The sequence below is a fragment of the Bifidobacterium pluvialisilvae genome (assembly GCF_019331695.1).
GTDB lineage: Bacteria > Actinomycetota > Actinomycetes > Actinomycetales > Bifidobacteriaceae > Galliscardovia > Galliscardovia pluvialisilvae.
Genome location: NZ_JAHBBI010000008.1, coordinates 22,822 through 40,520, shown reverse-complemented (window position 1 = coordinate 40,520; position 17,699 = coordinate 22,822). Strand labels below are relative to the sequence as shown.

Below are 17,699 nucleotides of genomic sequence, written 5' to 3'. Positions count from 1 at the left end.
CCGAAAGGGGAATGCCATGGCATACGCCACCATCGATCCATACACCGAACAAACCATCAAGACGTTTCCTGATGCCACCGAGGCCGAGGTGGACGCCGCGCTGAAGACCGCGCACGCCACGTTCCTCGAGTGGAAGGAGAAGCCGATCGCTGAGCGTGTGGCCGTGCTGGCCAAGGCCGCGGAGATCCTGGAGAACAACCGCAGCGACTACGCCTCCACGCTCACTCTGGAAATGGGCAAGATCACCGCCGAGGCCGAGGCCGAAGTCGACCTGTGCGTGGCCATGCTGCGCTACTACGTGGAGCACGGCGAGGAGCTGCTGTCCCCGCGTCTGCTCCCGGCGAAGGGCTACGGCGACACCGACGTGCAGTTGGTCAACGACCCGATGGGCGTAATCTTCGCCGTGGAACCGTGGAACTTCCCGTACTACCAGGTCGTGCGCATCACTGCGCCGCAGGCGACCGCCGGCAACGTCGTGGTGCTCAAGCACGCGTCGAACGTACCGCAGAGCGCGGCCCGCATGGAGCAGCTGTTCCTCGAGGCGGGGGCGCCCAAGGGACTGCTCACCAACCTGTATCTGCCGCATGACCTCACCGAGCATGTGATCGCCAGCCCGGTCGTGCGCGGCGTGGCGCTCACCGGCTCGGAGAAGGCCGGCGGGCATGTGGCCTCGCTCGCCGCGAAGCATCTGAAGAAGAGCACGCTGGAGCTCGGCGGCGCCGACGCGTTCATCGTGCTGGACGACGCCGATGTGGAGAAGGCCGCCGACTGGGCAGTGTTCGGCCGCAACTGGAACGCCGGTCAGGTGTGCGTCTCCTCGAAGCGTCTCATCATCGACGAATCCGTATACGACCGGTTCCTCGCACGTTACCGCGAAGGCACCGCGAAGCTGGTGGCGGGAGATCCGACCGACCCGAAGACCACGCTCGCGCCGCTGTCGAGCGCCGGAGCCGTGGAAACCCTGAAGCGCCAGGTGGCTTCTGCAGTGGAGCAGGGTGCCAAGGTGGAGTATCTGGCCGACGTGCCCGAACAGGGTGCGTTCTTCCGTCCGGCGATCGTCACCGACATCACCGAGGACAACGACGCCTTCCACACCGAGTTCTTCGGACCGGTGGCGCAGGTGTACCGCGCCAAGGACGAGGACGACGCCATCCGCATCGCCAACGATTCCCCGTTCGGCCTTGGCGGTTCCGTATTCAGCTCGGACATCCACCGCGCCCAGCAGGTGGCGCGCCGTCTCGACACCGGCATGGTCGCCATTAACCATCCGACCGTCGTCGCCGCGGACATCCCGTTCGGCGGCGTGAAGAACTCCGGATACGGCCATGAGCTGCTCGATCTTGGACTCAAGGAGTTCGTGAACCAGAAGGTCGTCGCCGTGGCCGACATCGACGGTCCGTTCTGATCGTTTGAACCTTCACTCCTTTGGCTCCCCTCACAGAGGGGAGCCTTTGCTAAGACGGTACCCATCTCGCGCTCGATATATCGCGCTCGCATCGCCTACGGGCAGTCCACCGGACTGCCCGCTTAACGGCTCAGCCTCACAGGCTCAGGAACAGCTCATGAATCCGGGTGTCGTCGGTGAGTTCGGGATGGAACGCCGTCGCCAGAATCCGGCCCTGACGCAGACCGACCACGTTGCCGTTCACCTCGGTCTCGACCGTGGCCTCCGAGCCGACCGACACGACGAACGGTCCGCGGATGAACACCAGCGGGAAGTCCTTGATGTCGCCGAAATCGGCGGTCGCGGCGAACGAGCCGAGCTGACGGCCGTACGCGTTACGGCGCACGACGGCGTCAAGCGCGCCGAAATACACGTTGTCGTCGTTGTCGAGCTTCTTCGCGAGCAGGATCATGCCGGCGCAGGTGCCGAACACGGGCTTGCCGGCGGCGATATGCGCGGCGATCTTCTCGAACAGTCCGGTGGAATGCAGCAGCTTGCCCTGCGTGGTCGATTCGCCGCCGGGCAGGATCACACGGTCGATGGAATCGTCGAAATCCTCGGCCGCGCGCAGCAGCTTCCACTGGGCGCCAAGCCGGTCGAGCATGGCGGCGTGTTCGGCGAACGCGCCCTGTACGGCGAGGATGCCGGTCACGCCGTGCTTGGCGCTTTCGGCCTCGGACGACTCCTCCTTGGAGATGTATTCAACGGCTACTACCAATGTCGTGTCCTTTTACGTAAAAACGGTACATATCAATGGCTCCCCTCGACGAGGGGAGCCGAAAAAACGCCGGTCGAAACCGAAACCTCACACCGAAAAAGCAATCACTCGCCGCGGGCGGCCATGATGGTTTCGATCTCGTCCTCGTTGATGCCGACCATGGCCTCGCCCAGGTTCTCGGAAAGGCGGGCCAGCAGGTCGGCGTCCTGCCAATTGGCGGTGGCCTGGACGATGGCGGCGGCGCGCTTGGCCGGATCGCCGGACTTGAAGATGCCGGAGCCGACGAACACGCCCTCGGCGCCGAGTTCCATCATCAGGGCGGCGTCGGCCGGGGTGGCCACGCCACCGGCGGCGAAGTTCACGACGGGCAGGCGGCCGTTGTCGTGCACGTACTTGGCGAGGTCGTAGGGCACGGCCAGCTGCTTGGCGGCCTCGAAGATCTCGTCGTCGCGCAGGCCGACGAGCTCGCGGATCTGCTTGTTCATCGTGCGCATGTGGCGAACGGCCTGGATGACGTCGCCGGTGCCGGGCTCGCCCTTGGTGCGGATCATCGCGGCGCCCTCGGCGATGCGGCGCAGGGCCTCGCCCAGGTTCTTGGCGCCGCACACGAACGGCACGTCGAACTGGGTCTTGTCGATGTGGTAGACGTCGTCGGCCGGGGACAGCACCTCGGACTCGTCGATGTAGTCGATCTGGATGGCCTGCAGGATGCGGGCCTCGGCGATGTGGCCGATGCGGACCTTGGCCATCACCGGGATGGAGACGGCCTCCTGGATGCCCTTGATCATCGCCGGGTCGGACATGCGGGAGACGCCGCCGGCCGCGCGGATGTCGGCGGGGATGCGCTCGAGCGCCATGACGGCGCAAGCGCCGGCGTCCTCGGCGACCTTCGCCTGCTCCGGGGTGGTGACGTCCATGATGACGCCGCCCTTGAGCATCTGGGCGAGGTTCTTGTTCAGTTCGGACCTGTTCTCAGCCATCTGTTTCCTCTTTTTTATCGTTGTATCGATATCGTTGTACCGATTACCGTTTGCGTCGATCGGTCGATCGTTTATCGTCTGGCTTCCTTCACCGGATCGCACGACCCTACGCATACGCTTCGGGCACGCTGCCGGCAAAGGCACAAACATACAAATACCAATGCTAAATACACTGCGTTACATTCATGTGCATTGCCCACATACCGACGCTAAACATACGTTTTTGAGATAACAAAATCCGATAACGGGCTCAAAACGGGCATATGTCCTCGATGACGCGCGACCCGGCGCACAACCGGCGCGCCATAGGTGACCGGGCACACCCACGCCCGTTCACCTATAGCCTCCGCCCGGGCTATGCTGAATACCGTGAAATCGCAGATCCACCGCTTCCTCTCCGACTCCGCCCGCGCGCGTTGGCGCATCGCCGCAAAGGCCATAATCGGTGGATTCGCGGTCGGCGTGCTCGTGGTGCTGTATCGGCTCGGCATCGAATACGGCACGCGGTTCGCGCGGGTCATGTACGCCACGTTCCGCGACCATCCCATATACATCGCGCCGTGGGCCGCGGCCGCCGTCATCGCCGGTCTGTTCATCGCATGGCTGGTGCGTTGGGAGCCGATGGCGTCGGGCAGCGGCATCCCCCAGACCGAGGGCGTCGTCACCTGCGGCATGCGCATGCGATCGTGGTCGGTGCTCGCCGTACGGTTCGCGGGCGGCCTGTTGTGCGGACTGTTCGGCCTGTCGATGGGACGCGAGGGCCCATCGGTGCAGATCGGCGCGGCCACCAGCCAGATGACGGCCGGTCGTCTCGGCCGCAGCGACATCGAACGCAACGTCCTGACGACGGCCGGCGCGGCGGCCGGGCTTTCCGCCGCATTCTGCGCGCCACTGTCCGGCGCGATGTTCGCATTGGAGGAGATTCACCGCAGTTTCTCCGCCACGATTCTGCTCGCCGCCATGTCGGCGTCGCTCACCGCTGATTTCGTGGCGAAGCAATGCTTCGGCCTGCAACCGGTCCTTGATTTCACCAGGGTCGAGCAGCTGCCGATCGAGGAGTATTGGTGGCTGATTCCGTTGGGGCTGACGATGGGCGTCGTCGGCGTGGCGATGAATCGTCTGCTCCTGGGCATGCAGACGCTGATGAACCATATTCCCGCCCCGGTCCGGCCTATCATCTCGTTGGCTGTGGCCCTGCCGTGCGGCATGTTCCTGCCGCTTGCGCTTGGCGGCGGCAGCAATCTCATCGCGTTCGTGGAGCAGGGCGACGTGGCGCTGTCGATGCTGCTGGTGCTGCTGGTTGTGAAGATGACGTTCACGGCCACGAGTTTCGGCAGCGGCTGTCCGGGCGGCATTTTCATGCCGATTCTGGCGGTCGGCGCATTGGCCGGCGGCATCGTGGCCACCGTCGGCGGGTATTTCGTCGGTTTTGCGCATCTCGACGCGCGGTACGTCTCCGTGTTCGCGGTGATGGGCATGGCCGGCACGTTGTCGGCGGCAGTCAAGTCACCGATCACGTCGGTGCTGCTGATCGTCGAGATGTCGGGCAGCATCACGCATATGCTGCCGGTCGCCACGTGCGCGTTCCTCGCGTTGTTCGTTTCCGACCTGTGCGGCACGAAGCCGATATACGAGGCGCTGCTCGACCGTTATCAGCGTGCGCACGGCATCGGCGACGACATCATCGTCGACTCGGTCGACGGCAACGGGCGCCCGGTCCGCGACCGCATCACGCACGACATCGATGACGCCGATATCGAGGATGCCGATTTCACCATCGCCAAGGCCAACGCGCGGCCGAGCGCGATCCGCAGCGGCGTGGTCGAGCATCCGGTCGAAATCGGCAGTCCGATGGCTGGATCGCTGGTGCGCAACGTGCCGCTGCCCGACGGTATGATCATCATCACTATCCGCCGCGGCAGCCGCGATTTCGTGCCCGGCCCCGATACGCCGATCCACGCCGGCGATTATGTGGTCGTGTTATTTAACGGGCGTGATGAGGTGAAGGCCCGAAAAGTGTTGAATAAGTTGTGCTCCTATTCATGAATCGCGAGATACGGCCCTAAAACGCCCCAAAACGGCCCCTATCTCGCGATTCGTGAATTAACGGACGAGCTGCCACCCCAATGCCGCGCACAGCACCGGCACCACGGTGCAGGCGATCAGATAGTATCCGGCCATCGACATGCGTTTGTCGCGGCCCAGCGACACGACCTCGTTGATGGCCGTGGAGAACGTCGACAGTCCGCCTAGGAACCCCGTCACGGCCATGAGATGCCATGGGTCGGAGAACGTCGACGCCGCGGCGGCCGCGCCCGCCATGCCGGCCAGGAACGACGCGATGATGTTGATGACCAGCGTCGACAGCGGGAAGGCGTTCTTCCATACGATTTTCACGGCGGTGTCGAGGACGAATCGTGCGACGGCGCCGAGGCCGCCGCAGATGCAGACGCCGAGGAACACGAAAACGGCAATGAAGAAGCTCATCGGCGGGCCTCCCGGGCGTTGGCGGTGGTGTCGTCGTCGGTCCACAACGAGCGTGGATTATCCACGTTGGCGGACGTTGTGGATGGAGCGGCCTTTGCGGACGACGAGGCCGACGACGCGGCCTTCGTCCCCTCATCGAACGATGACGTTCCGAACGATGACGGGCCGGCCGGAACGTCCATCTTCGCGGCGATCGACGGCGGCAGCCCTGCCGTATCGGCCACCGGCGATGCGGACGGCGATGCGTTTCCGGCGTCGACGTCGCGGCGGGATTGGCGGCCGGCAATCGCGAGCGCCAGCCGCACGCCGAGATACGCGGCCATGATGCCGATGCCGAAACTCAGCACGACGTATATCAGTACGCCGAGGACGTTGCCGGCGGCGAGGTCGCCGAATTGTTCGAACGCCAATGTGGACATGGTGGAGAGGCCGCCGCACATGCCCATGCCGAAGCCTCGTGAGATGACGTCCCGGCTGCGTTTGCGAATCCACGTCGCGTGCGTCATGTACGCGGAGAGGGCGGCGTAGACGAAGCATGCCATGATGTTCGCGGTGAACGTGCCGAGATGGATGGCCGACCATACGCCGCCCGCGTCCGGGTCGCCGGCGGTGGCGGCGTTGGTGAGCGACAGTCCGTAACGCATGCCGGTGCCGAGGCATCCGCCGAGGAATACGACGAGATACAGGGTCGAATCCGCCAGCGGGGGGACGTCCGACGAGGGTTTGGATGCCGCCGGCCCTGCCCCGGCCGCACGCTGTTGGAATTCTGCCATGCCCTTTCCTTCCTTGTTAATCGTGGAAGGAGGGCGGATAACGAGTAATGCGCAATCCGCTGAAATTCGACCGTCCACGATGCCTGTACCCCACGCTCCACGCGTGTCACACACATCAGCATCCATGCGATTGCACACGTATGCGCCCGTCGCATGAAAGTTCTGCACACGACCTCGGGCGGAGCCCGAGCATCGTCTGTCGAATTATAGGAACCATCAGCGGAAATGCGGTTCGGATGTCCGACGTCAAGCGCCGCGGCCGTTTGGGGCCGTTGCCGAACATCCCGGTGAGTTCCATCACCGCACATCAATATACGCCGATGCCGCATGAACGGCAATCGGCGTTTCACTCTGGGCCGGATTTTCGCCGGCGGGGCGGATGCGGGGATGTGGCGCGAGGGCCGCGGAGGCGCGTACAGCGACGCGTGCCGTGTACCTCGCGTCACATAGCGCGGCTATCTGGTCAATACGTCGACCAGATGGTCGGCGACCGGGTCATCGATGCGCAGGACCACGCGCGTCCGGGCGCCGGGCCGGTCATGCCATGCCTGCCGCTGGCCGCGCAGGTCGCAGATGAGCTGGCCGCGGCCGGGGCCGTGCGTGGTGTCCACCTCCATGGACACGGCGGGGGCGACGGCCGGGGTGATGCCGCCGGCGCACAGGGCCGCGGCCGTGGGATCGTGCAGCGCGCTGCAGCGACGGCCATATTCGGGCACGTGGAAGTCGAAGTAGAAGTCGAGCATCCGCCCGACCGCCACGGCCGCCGGGTTGGCGGAGGCGAGCAACGCCTGACGGTGGGTCTCTTCGAACGTGTGCGCCATGGTCACGTCGAGCGGCGCGACCGTCACGTCCCATCCGGCGGCGAGCGCGATCTGTGCGGCCTCGGGGTCGTGGCCGATGTTCGCTTCGGTGACGGGCGAGATGTTGCCGGGGACCAGGGCGGCGCCGCCCATGACCCATACGCCGGCGATGCGGTCTGGGAGCGTGGGGTCGGCCTCCACGGCTGCGGCGAGGTTGGTGAGCGGGCCGACCGCCACGATGTGCAGTGCGCCCGCATGCTCGTGGGAGAGGGCGATGAGCAGGTCGACGGCGGTGCGGTCGTCCACGGCGCGGTTCGCAACCGGCAGGTCGACGTCGCCGACGCCGTTGGCACCGTGCACGGCCGGCACGCCGCCGGAGAACACGTTGACGCGGTATCCACGGGCGCCAACGGCGACCGGCACGTGGCCGTGGCCACCGAGCGCGAGCAGGTCGAGGCTGTTGCGCGCAGCCTGGTCGGCGTTGGTGTTCCCGGCCACGGTGCCGACGCCGACGAGACGCACGTCCGGCGCGGCCATGAGGTAGGCCAGTGCCAGCGAATCGTCGATGCCGGTGTCGCAGTCGAAGTACACGGGACGGGGTGCGGTGCGGTTGGTGGTCATGGCAGCTCCTTGTATGTCTGGTATGTGATGCTGGGACGTCTGGCGGGTCTCCGCCGGTCAGACCTTCTTGCCTTCCGGAGCGCGCATCAGCAGGGCGGCCACCAGGGCGACGACGGTGATGGCCAGCGAGATGGCCATGGCCATGCGCACGCCGCCGACCGCGTTGGCGGAGGCGAACGGCGAGATGAGCGCGATGCCGATGCTGGAGCCGAGACCGAAGCACGCGCCGCTCATGGCCGGCAGGGCGCCCTTGGAGTCCTCGGGCGAGAGCAGCACGCCGAGGGCGTTGAGCGTGGTGAGCGCCAAGCCGTTGTAGCCCACGCCGAGCACGGCGATCATGGCCACGCACAGCACGAAGTTCGTGGGGAACAGCATGATCACGACGAGTGCTGCCACGCAGATGACCAGGCCGATGCGCAGGGTGAGGATCCATCCGATGCGCGGCGCGATCCAGCCGACCACGGGCGCGGCCACGATGCCGATGACCGCCGGCGGCACGAGGAAGAACAGCGACGAGATGGAGGCGCTCATGCCGAAGCCGATCTGCGAGTTCTGGCTCAGCACGACCATGGTGAAGTTGATGACCGGGTATACGCCGGCGAGGGTGAAGAGCACGCCGGCGATGACCGGCCACACCTGGCGGGACTTGAGCTCGTCCACGGTGATGAGCGGGCTGCTGGCACGCTGCTGACGGATCCAGAACAGCACGAGCGAGACGACGGCGATGACGAGCAGGATGATGGCCTTCGGTGAGGTCCAGCCGTGGTCGGCGGAGGATCCGGCGGAGATGCCCTTGTTCAGGCAGACGAATCCGGCGGTGATCAGCACGCCGCCGATCCAGTCGAATTTGCCGGTGGACGTGGTCTTCATGTTCTTCGGGAACGTGATGATGACGGCCACGAGCGCGATGGCGGTGAATCCGAGGATCACGATGAACAGCGAACGGTATCCGAAGTTTTCGGCCAGCAGGCCGCCGAAGTAGCCGTCCACGCCGCCGACGCCGCCGTTGAGCGCGGTAATCAGACCGAGTGCGGCGCCGAACGCCTTGGGAGAGAGTGCCTCGTCAAGCACGAGATAGGAGATCTGGAACGCCGCGGAGCTGATGCCCTGCATGGCGCGGCCGACGAGCAGCACCGGCAGGTTCGGCGCGAATAGGGCCAGCAGCGAACCGACCAGCAGCGAACCGAGGATTACGAACAGCACGTTGCGCCGCCCCACGTAGTCGCTCCATCGGATGAGTAGGATGCCGCCGATGGAACCGAACAGCAGGAAGATGGTGCTGACCTGCGAGACGTCGTTGATGGAGACGTTCAGTTCCTCGGCGATGCTTGGCAATGCCGGGGTGATCATGCTGGCGTTGAGCTGGAATGACAGTACGGTCATCATCAAGGCGGCGACCAGTGCCACGACCTGTCCTTTGGAGAGTCCGAGGCCGTTGTTCGGCTCTTCGGACGCAATCGTCTGCGTCGGTTGGGTGTTCATCTTCGACTCCTTCGTCTTGCTCCGTCGTCGGCGTACGTTGTCGATGTACGGCATTCGTCGGTCTGCGATATCGATGCCGTGGCCGGCATCATCGGGAATCGGCCACGTCGTCCGATTCATCGGGCCCATCGGATTCAGGTATCCATCGGGCCCATGTGTCCGCCGGATGACATCATGCGTCACCTTCATATGTCGTACTTATGCGTCATACCGACGAGTATGAAATCATACTTAATTATTAAGTAAGATATCATACTTACTGGTATGACACGCTGATAATACGCATTGGTGGAAGATTCCCCTGACGCGGCTAGACTAAGCGGTAATCGCAATCAAAGGAGAGTCGCATGGGCACCACAGCCGAGGAATATCTCAACAGCCCGCTCGTCATCGCGCATCGTCAGCCCATCAGAATCGCCGTGTATTCGCGCCTGGCCTCCGGCATCCGGTCCGGCGTGCTGCCCGCCGGCACGCTCCTCCCCCGCGAATCCGAGCTCGCCGAACGCCTCGGCGTCAGCCGCACACCCGTACGCGAGGCGCTCATCCTCCTCGAGGAGGACGGCCTGCTCACCACCAAACGCGGCGTGGGACGCTTCGTCACCGACTCCCTGCCCGCGCTCGGCCTCGAAAAGATCCAACCGTTCGAAGACATCATCGCGACCGGCGGCTCGCCGGTCGACGTCTCCCCCATCAAGACCATGTTCGACTCGGCCACGGAATTCGTCGCCGACCGGCTGGGCATCTCGGTCGGCGACGATACCTGGTTCCGCGAATCATTAATCAGCGTCGACGGTTCGCCCGCCGCAATCGTCCAGGAGCACCTGCCCTCGCACCGCGATGCGGAGGTCGGGCTGGATATCGACGCCACCCTGCGTCAGCTTTCCGACGACAAACGAACGCTGCTCGCCGAACTCATCGAACACGTCGGGGCGTCGTTCTCCAAGGGGGAATGTCATCTGGCCGCGAGCACGGCCGGCGAATCGAGGGCGTCGCTGCTGCACGTCGCCGCGGACGCGCCCGTGCTCATCCTCACGGAAACGATTCTGCACAATAACAGGCCGGCGTATGTGGGCAAGTACATCGTCTCCACGAACGTCCACGGCCTTTCAATCATGCAATCGGGCATCTGAGCGGCATACGACACACACCGGACGGGGGTAACAGGACCCGTCCGGCGCACGACCACCCCGTATAACGTCATATAACGCAAAACCCGGTCCGCGCAACGTCACGCAGACCGGGTAATGAACAACCCCGGGCAACAATCCCGGGAATCTCCTGATGGCCGACCGATATCGGTCGCCGTCAGCCAGCCGTCAGTCGATCAGCGAGTTGATGGAGATGATGTGGTCGCGCTGCGGACCGGTGCCGATCGCGGAGATACGGCAGTTGGAGATCTCCTCCAGACGCTTCACGTACGCCTGGCAGGTGGCGGGCAGGTCCTCGAAGCGATGCACCTTGGAGATGTCCTCGGTCCAGCCCGGCAGCTCCTCGTACACGGGCTTGGCCGCGGCGAACGCGGTCTGGTCCACGGGCATGTCGTCGTAGCGCGTGTGCGTACCGTCGGGGTTCTCCACATCGTAGGCCACACACACCGGAATCTTCTCAAGACCGGTGAGCACGTCGAGCTTGGTGAGCACGAGGTCGGTCAGGCCGTTGACCTGCGAGGCGTAGCGGGTCACCACAGCGTCGAACCAGCCGCAGCGGCGCGGACGGCCCGTGGTCACGCCGTACTCGTGGCCCTGCGCGCGCAGCCAGTCGCCCTGCTCGTCGAACAGTTCGGTGGGGAACGGGCCTTCGCCCACGCGGGTGGTGTAGGCCTTGGCCACGGCGATCACGCGGTCGATCCTCGTGGGGCCGACGCCGGTGCCGGTGCAGGCGCCGCCGGCCGTCGGGTTGGACGACGTCACGAACGGGTAGGTGCCGTGGTCCACGTCGAGCATGGTGGCCTGGCCGCCTTCGAACAGCACGGTCTTGCCCTCGTCGAGCGCCTTGTTCAGCACGAGCGACGTGTTGGCCACGAACGGCTTGAGCTTCTCGCCGTATGCGAGCAGCTCGTCGGTGGTCTGGTCCACGTCGATCGGACGGCGGTTGTACAGCTTCACCAGCATCTGGTTCTTCTGATGCAGGCTGGCCTCCACCTTGTCGCGCAGATGCTCGGCGTTGAACAGATCGTGGACGCGGATGCCCACGCGGTTGATCTTGTCGGCGTAGGTCGGTCCGATGCCGCGGCCGGTCGTGCCGATCTTGTGCTTGCCGAGGAAGCGTTCGGTCACCTTGTCGATCGTGCGGTGGTATGGCGCGATCACATGGGCCGATTCGCTCAGCAGCAGTCGCGAGCAGTCCACGCCGCGCGATTCGAGGCCTTCGATCTCCTCGAACAGGACTTCGGGGTCGACGACCACGCCGTTGCCGATGACGGGCGTGACGTTGGGGCTGATGATGCCGGAGGGCAGCAGATGCAGCGCATACGATTCGTCACCCACGACGACCGTATGACCGGCGTTGTTGCCGCCGTTGAAACGCGCGACGTAGTCGACCTTGGTTCCGATAAGGTCGGTGGCCTTACCCTTTCCTTCGTCGCCCCACTGCGCACCAATCAAAATAATTCCAGGCATGATGTCCTCCGAAGCCGCATATTTACGCCGCAAACAGACTACCGTAAGCCATGAACCGCCGCGTCTCCCGTCTCATGTATGGGTAGAGATCCTTCGACTCGCTGCGCTCGCTCAGGATGACAACATAGGTACCGCTCGCTCAGGATGACAACATAGGTACCGCTCGTTCAGGATGACAACATGGATACCGCTCGCTCAGGAGGTACCGCTCGCGCAGGATGACACAACGGGAACCGCTCGCGCAGGATGACAGACCCGTATCCCCATCATCCCAAGCAACCGCCCCTCCTTGTCATCCTGAGCGACCATCCCCTTCCTCGTCATCCTGGGCGACCATCCCCTTCCTTGTCATCCTGGGCGGAGTCGCGCAGCGACGGAGTCGAAGGATCCATCCCGTCACATTGCCCATTGTTTACCCGCTGTTTGCGCACCATATGACAGGAAAAACGCAAATGTGACGTGCCGCGGGTACATTATTCCCCGTAGCCCCCTTAGGCGCCCCATACCGGCGGCGAGGCGATCGCGCGTCGGGGAGAGAGTGGAGAAAGGCATATTCGTGAGCAATACAGAGAACGGCGCGCAATCCGACGACGCACCGGTCGAGGAACTGCATTTCGGCGACAGCGCGCGCGGCGCGAACTTCGATGATTTCATCGACGACGGCACGGACGGCGATTACGGCGGCGCACCGCGGAAAAAACGCAGCGTCGGCAAGATCATCCTCGTCACGCTCATCGTCATCGCGCTGGTGGCCGCCGCGGGCGTGGCCGGCGGCTGGTACTACATGAACCGACTCCGTCCGATCACCGTGACCGTCAACGGCACCCCCGTCGAAACGCATATCAACACGACCGTGCAGAGCATCATGAGCAGCAATGACGACTTCGGCACCAAGCCGGGCAACCTGCTGTCCGTGACCAACAAGGTGCTTGACGCCAAGGGCGGCGACAAGCAGACCATCACCGTCAACGGCCAGACGCTCAAGGCCGCCGATTGGAACACCACCCGGCTGCAGTCCGACGCGCAGATCACCGTCAAGAACGGCAAGGACACCGTCGAGGACCATACCGTCAAACGCGAGACGATCCCGTACAAGGGACCGAGCCTCGACGGGGTCGACCTCATGGGCGGCGGTGCCATCCAGTACGTCGAATCGCCGGGACGCGACGGCTACAAGGAGCAGTGGACGGGCAAGATCTCCAAGGAGACCGTGGACAAGGGCGTGGTCAAGAAGGCCGAGGACTTCAAGGTGACGACGAAGACGCCGCGTCCGAAGGACGGCAAGAAGTACATCGCGCTCACGTTCGACGACGGTCCGAGCGAATACACGGCCAAGTACCAGAAGATCCTCAAGGAGAAGGGCGTCAAGGCCACGTTCTTCAACCTCAGTGAGGAGGCCTCCTATTTCGGACCGCAGGAGAAGTCGCTGGCCGAGGATGGCAACGAAATCGCCAGCCACTCCGTCAGCCACAAATATCTGCCCGGGCTGCAGAAAAACGACCTGCGCAACGAAATCGGCAAGTCGTTCGGCGTCATCGAGAAGAACACCGGCGACAACGGCCGCATGTTCCGCTCCCCCTACGGCGCGTTCGAACGGCAGCAGTGGCTCGACTCCTATGACATCATCAGCATGAACGTGCTGTGGACCATCGACACCGAGGACTGGAAGCGTCCCGGCGCCGACAAAATCAAGGAGGCCGTGCTCTCCCAGGCCGAGAACGGCTCCATCTCGCTGATGCATGACGGCGGCGGCAACCGCGACCAGGACGTGGAGGCGCTGCCCGGCATCATCGACGGGCTCAAGGCCAAGGGCTTCACGTTCGTGACCGTCTCCGAGCTCATCAAGCTCGACGGCACGTTCCCCGAGTGGGTGGAAAACAACCAGCCCGCCAAGTAGGCGCCAGCGCAGCGAGGCGCCCCGCCCAGTGGGACCCAGCTCTGCCCGCCCCCACTCGGCCGCCTGCCGACTACTGTTGGCGCCAGCGCAGCGAGGCGCCACCCCGTCAAAGGAGGGATTCGGCGCAGGACGCGCGCGGATTCCCCGCGGCGGAAGGCGAAGGCGTACGAAGGTACGTCGAGTCTTCAGCCGCGGGGAAGACGCGCCGCCTCCGCCGAATCCGCCTCCGACGGATTCACTTCGTCGAGAAAATACTGCTGCAACTGCTCCACGATCTCCGGCGTGCCGGTGACGATGCTGCTTTCCATGGCGTTGCCGAGCGCCTCTCCGGACCAGTTGATGGTTTTGCCGCCGGCTTCTTCGACGAGCAGCCGTCCGGCGGCGCAATCCCAGAGCTTGACGCGGCTCTCAAGGTAGGCGTCGTATCGTCCGGCGGCCACCCAGGCCATGTCGAGGGCGGCGGACCCGCTGCGGCGGATGTCGGCGCAGCGTTCGAACACTTCGCGGATGATGGTGAAGTTGGGGCCGGCCATTTCGCGGTGGTATGGCGACGTGCCTACGGCGATGAGCGCCATGCCCATGTCGGCGGTCATGCTGACGTGGATGGGTTTGCCGTTGAGGTGGGAGCCCTTGCCGCGTTCGGCGGTGAACATCTCATCGAGGTACGGCTGGTAGACGACGGCCTTCTCGCTGTTCGTACCGTTCATCAATGCCAGCGAGATGGCGCTGTGCTTGACGCCGTGGATGAGGTTGCTGGTGCCGTCGACGGGGTCGAGCACCCAGTAGACGCCGTTGAAGTCGACGTTCTGCTCACCGTTCTCCTCGCCGAGGAACTGGATGTCGGGGTAGCGTGCGGCCAGTTCGTCGTGGATGAACTGCTGGATGTCGGAGTCGACCTCCGAGACGAAGTCCCCCATGCCTTTGACGCGGATGCGGTGGGCGGCGACGGTGTCGAACATATATCGATGCGCGGCCTCGCGGACTATATCGGTCAATACGGTCATTTCGACTTGTGCGGCACCCGTCATCGCGTCCTCCATCGTTCGGCTACAATGCCTTTCGTAAAACTCACTTGTCTTAGTTATAGTCAGGATTCCCTTCATAGGCATGAATATGGAATAACAATGGCATAACAACAACACAATTCTCGGGACATGCGGACGCGAAACCGCATGCCCCGGGCATTGCCTCCCGATGCGGCACTTCTCGGTCGCGTCACTTCTTGGTGCGCTCGTAGGTGCCGGGGATGGAGTCGTCGGCGATGCCCTGGTTGACGATTATCCAGTCCTTCGGTCCGCTTTCGGATTCGCCGCGGTTGAGCAGCACCGATTGGACGCCGGTGCCGAAGGTGTCGTACGACGTGCCGGCCGGGTAGGCGGTGAATTTGCCGCAGGGGTCGAATCCGGCTTGGATGGCGTGGGTGCCGTCCACGGTCTTGAGCGCGCCGGCGTCGCATTGCAGCGTGTAGGTGCCGCCGCTGCCCTTTGCCGCCGAGGAGAACCGTCCGCTGAACTTCAGTTCCTTGCGTGGCGCCGTGGCGACGGAGTACTTGGAGTCGCTGAGGTCGGCGGCGTAGGTAGTGCCGCTGAACGTGCCGTCGGATTTCAACGTCATGAGGGAGTACAGGCTGCCGTCGCCGGAGGCGGCGAACGTGTATTCGGAGCCGGCGAGTTCGGCGAAGATCTTCTTCGACGCCGCGTCGGCGCCGGAGGAATCGGACGTGGAGCCCGTCGAATCGCCCGCGCCTTTGACGTCGGCGTCGGTCAGAGAATCCCAGTCGATGGTGTCGCCGCCTTCGCTGAGGTAGTACACGGTTCCGTCGGATGGCGCGGGCTTCATCTTCACGGTCTTGGCGGTTTTCCCGGCGTTCGGGTCGGCGGGCATGAACGGGTTGGGGTCGGATTGGCTGGCGTTGCTAATCTCGGTTTCGGACTTGTCGTAGAGCGACTTGTCGCGCACGACGATGAACGGCCGGCTGGTGTCGACGGCCTTCTGCTTCCTGGCCTTGGCGAGCGCGTCGGCGTCGAAGTATCCGGATGATTCCACGGCGTTGACGTCGGCGCCTACGGGGAAGTAGAGGTAGAAGGCGTCCATGCGGCGCACGAGTCCGGATGACGGGCTGGTCGAGCCGGTGACCTTGGTGCCGTTGACGCATGAGACGCCGGGGCTGTCGCCCATGGGTTCGCTGCCGCAGTAGAGGTCGCCCATGACGGAGGAGAGCGGGAAGAGTTCGAAGGTGCCGGTTTTGCCGTTGATGAGCAGTCCGGCGTTGGAGCTGTCGCTGGGTGGCATGCCGTAGCTTTGGTAGCTGCGTGATGCGGTGAGCATGCGGGACTGGCCGTCGTTGTCGGCGGCGTTGAAGAGGTAGCTGTATTCGCTGCCGCTGTTGAGTTTCTCCATGTCGAGCGTGATGCAGGTGGTGTTGTCGCTCTTGCAGTAGGTGCCGGTCATGAAGTCGCCGGGGTTGGCCATGACTTTTTGCCCGTCCATGGTTTTGGTGAACACGGTTGTGGTCTGGCTGGCGTCGATGCCGTAGTAGAGGGTCACGCTGTCGCCGGATTCGAGTGGCGTTCCGGGTGCCGGATTGGAGCCGGCGATTTTGCCGACGTATTGTTTGGATGAGAATTTCGGCTGTAATGTCACCGAATATCCTTTGGACTCCAGTGTTGATTTCGCCTGGTTTTTGTCGGTTCCGATGATGTCGTATCCGATGCCGTCGCCTTTGGTGGCGACGCCTACGCTGATGCCGGTTTTGGTGTCGACGACGGGCGCGCCGTCGTTGGGATAGGTGGCGATGACGGTGCCGGGCTTGGTTTTCGTGGTGTCGTTGACGACGACCTGCTTGTATCGCACGGGCACGTCCATGGTTTTGAGCGTGGCGACGATGTCGGTGGCGGTCTTGCCGACGGTGCCCTGCGGCACGCCCGGCCCCATGGATTCGTTGACGGTGACGGTCTGGCCGGCGCTGATGCGGTCGCCCGTCTTCACGCCGTCGAGGCCGGCGAACGTGCCGACGTCCTTGCCGGAGTAGACTTTCTTGACTTCGGTGGTGATGCCTTGGTCGTTGAGTTGTTGGGCGACGATGTTGGCGGTGAGCTTCTTGCCGTCGGCGGGTTTGATGGCGCTGACGTCGGGGATGGTCTTGGCACCCCAGAGTCCGGCGCGGTGGGTGAGGAACATGCCGCCGGTGGCGATGAGCGCGATGGCGACGACCGCCGCGATGGTGAGGATGATCTGTTTTTTGGTGAGCTTCTCCTGTGCGGTGGCAGGCTGTGCGGTGGCGGTGGGCTGCTGGGCGACGGCGGTTTGGGCGGTGGCGACCGCCGGCTGTGGCATGGGCGCATCGGTCTCGCCGGCCCCGTTGCGTTCCGCTGCGGTTCCCGGCTGTTCCGGCTGCGTATGCGGCACCCGGGAGAGTACGGTGGCGTCGTCGTCATCGTCGAGGTCCGCTCCGCCGGAGGCATCCGGTGCGGCCGCCGTCGGTTCGAAATCATCCAACGGCTTGCCGCACTTGGCGCAGAACCGCGCGCTTGCATCGTTCCTGGCGCCGCAATTCATACAGAACATGGTCCGCTCCCCTCCGCTCGCATTCGCTTCACCCAGTCTAGCCCTGTTGACCCACATCCACCCCACCTCAGCCGCCGGAGGCCGTCTCACGCAGGCCGTGTGGGAAGGTGTCATCTCTCCCCCACCCGGCTTCGCCGGGAGCCCCCTCGTCAGAGGGGGCCAAGGCATGGCCGCCGTCAGCCGGACTGGGGATGGTCCGTCACCCGCGGTTGCCGAACCGTCACCCCAAGCGAACTTCCCCTCTTTCGCCATCCTGAGCGAGCGGCTTCCCCTTTTGTCATCCTGAGCGAGCGTAGCGAGTCGAAGGATCTT

General features: G+C 64.2%; 13 protein-coding genes and 1 riboswitch. Of the genes, 4 read left to right on the top strand and 9 right to left on the bottom strand.

Annotated elements, in window-relative coordinates; translation table 11 throughout:
- Nucleotides 1–16 precede the first annotated feature (16 nt).
- A complete protein-coding gene (locus KIH77_RS07475; protein ID WP_219100577.1) occupies nucleotides 17–1,405 on the top strand; it encodes an NAD-dependent succinate-semialdehyde dehydrogenase in 1,389 nt (462 codons plus the stop codon).
- A 136-nt stretch (nucleotides 1,406–1,541) separates the two neighbouring features.
- Here KIH77_RS07475 and pdxT read toward each other — a convergent pair whose 3' ends face one another.
- Complete coding sequence (pdxT, locus tag KIH77_RS07470; RefSeq protein WP_219100575.1) at nucleotides 1,542–2,162, bottom strand: pyridoxal 5'-phosphate synthase glutaminase subunit PdxT; 621 nt, start codon at nucleotides 2,160–2,162, stop codon at nucleotides 1,542–1,544.
- A 104-nt stretch (nucleotides 2,163–2,266) separates the two neighbouring features.
- Entirely contained in the window at nucleotides 2,267–3,142 is an 876-nt protein-coding gene (gene pdxS, locus KIH77_RS07465; RefSeq protein WP_219100573.1) for a pyridoxal 5'-phosphate synthase lyase subunit PdxS, read from the bottom strand.
- Between the two features lie 357 nt (nucleotides 3,143–3,499).
- Here pdxS and KIH77_RS07460 point away from each other — a divergent pair, with 357 nt between their 5' ends.
- Nucleotides 3,500–5,188, top strand: coding sequence for a ClC family H(+)/Cl(-) exchange transporter (locus tag KIH77_RS07460; protein WP_219100571.1), 1,689 nt, complete (start codon nucleotides 3,500–3,502; stop codon nucleotides 5,186–5,188).
- A gap of 57 nt (nucleotides 5,189–5,245) precedes the next feature.
- Here KIH77_RS07460 and KIH77_RS07455 read toward each other — a convergent pair whose 3' ends face one another.
- From KIH77_RS07455 to KIH77_RS07440, 4 genes are all read right to left on the bottom strand, one after another.
- A complete protein-coding gene (locus KIH77_RS07455; protein ID WP_219100569.1) occupies nucleotides 5,246–5,629 on the bottom strand; it encodes a fluoride efflux transporter FluC in 384 nt (127 codons plus the stop codon).
- Complete coding sequence (locus KIH77_RS07450; protein ID WP_219100567.1) at nucleotides 5,626–6,402, bottom strand: fluoride efflux transporter FluC; 777 nt, start codon at nucleotides 6,400–6,402, stop codon at nucleotides 5,626–5,628. Before KIH77_RS07450 ends, KIH77_RS07455 begins: the two co-directional genes overlap by 4 nt.
- A gap of 200 nt (nucleotides 6,403–6,602) precedes the next feature.
- Nucleotides 6,603–6,713: riboswitch (Fluoride riboswitch) on the bottom strand.
- A 144-nt stretch (nucleotides 6,714–6,857) separates the two neighbouring features.
- Nucleotides 6,858–7,823, bottom strand: a complete 966-nt coding sequence (locus KIH77_RS07445; protein ID WP_219100565.1) for a nucleoside hydrolase — start codon at nucleotides 7,821–7,823, stop codon at nucleotides 6,858–6,860.
- Between the two features lie 57 nt (nucleotides 7,824–7,880).
- A complete protein-coding gene (locus tag KIH77_RS07440; protein ID WP_219100563.1) occupies nucleotides 7,881–9,305 on the bottom strand; it encodes an MFS transporter in 1,425 nt (474 codons plus the stop codon).
- A 347-nt stretch (nucleotides 9,306–9,652) separates the two neighbouring features.
- Here KIH77_RS07440 and KIH77_RS07435 point away from each other — a divergent pair, with 347 nt between their 5' ends.
- Nucleotides 9,653–10,435, top strand: coding sequence for a GntR family transcriptional regulator (locus KIH77_RS07435; protein ID WP_219100561.1), 783 nt, complete (start codon nucleotides 9,653–9,655; stop codon nucleotides 10,433–10,435).
- A gap of 186 nt (nucleotides 10,436–10,621) precedes the next feature.
- On the opposite strand, the gene KIH77_RS07430 is transcribed toward KIH77_RS07435, so the two are convergent.
- Nucleotides 10,622–11,923, bottom strand: a complete 1,302-nt coding sequence (locus KIH77_RS07430; protein ID WP_219100559.1) for an adenylosuccinate synthase — start codon at nucleotides 11,921–11,923, stop codon at nucleotides 10,622–10,624.
- 556 nt (nucleotides 11,924–12,479) lie between these two features.
- Here KIH77_RS07430 and KIH77_RS10600 point away from each other — a divergent pair.
- Nucleotides 12,480–13,820: a polysaccharide deacetylase family protein gene (locus tag KIH77_RS10600; RefSeq protein ID WP_219100557.1), complete on the top strand. Its 1,341-nt coding sequence runs from the start codon at nucleotides 12,480–12,482 to the stop codon at nucleotides 13,818–13,820.
- Between the two features lie 185 nt (nucleotides 13,821–14,005).
- On the opposite strand, the gene KIH77_RS07420 is transcribed toward KIH77_RS10600, so the two are convergent.
- Complete coding sequence (locus tag KIH77_RS07420) at nucleotides 14,006–14,815, bottom strand: inositol monophosphatase family protein (protein WP_219100555.1); 810 nt, start codon at nucleotides 14,813–14,815, stop codon at nucleotides 14,006–14,008.
- A gap of 220 nt (nucleotides 14,816–15,035) precedes the next feature.
- On the bottom strand, nucleotides 15,036–17,387 hold the full coding sequence (locus tag KIH77_RS07415) for a PASTA domain-containing protein (protein ID WP_219100553.1): 2,352 nt from the start codon (nucleotides 17,385–17,387) through the stop codon (nucleotides 15,036–15,038).
- Nucleotides 17,388–17,699: the final 312 nt, after the last annotated feature.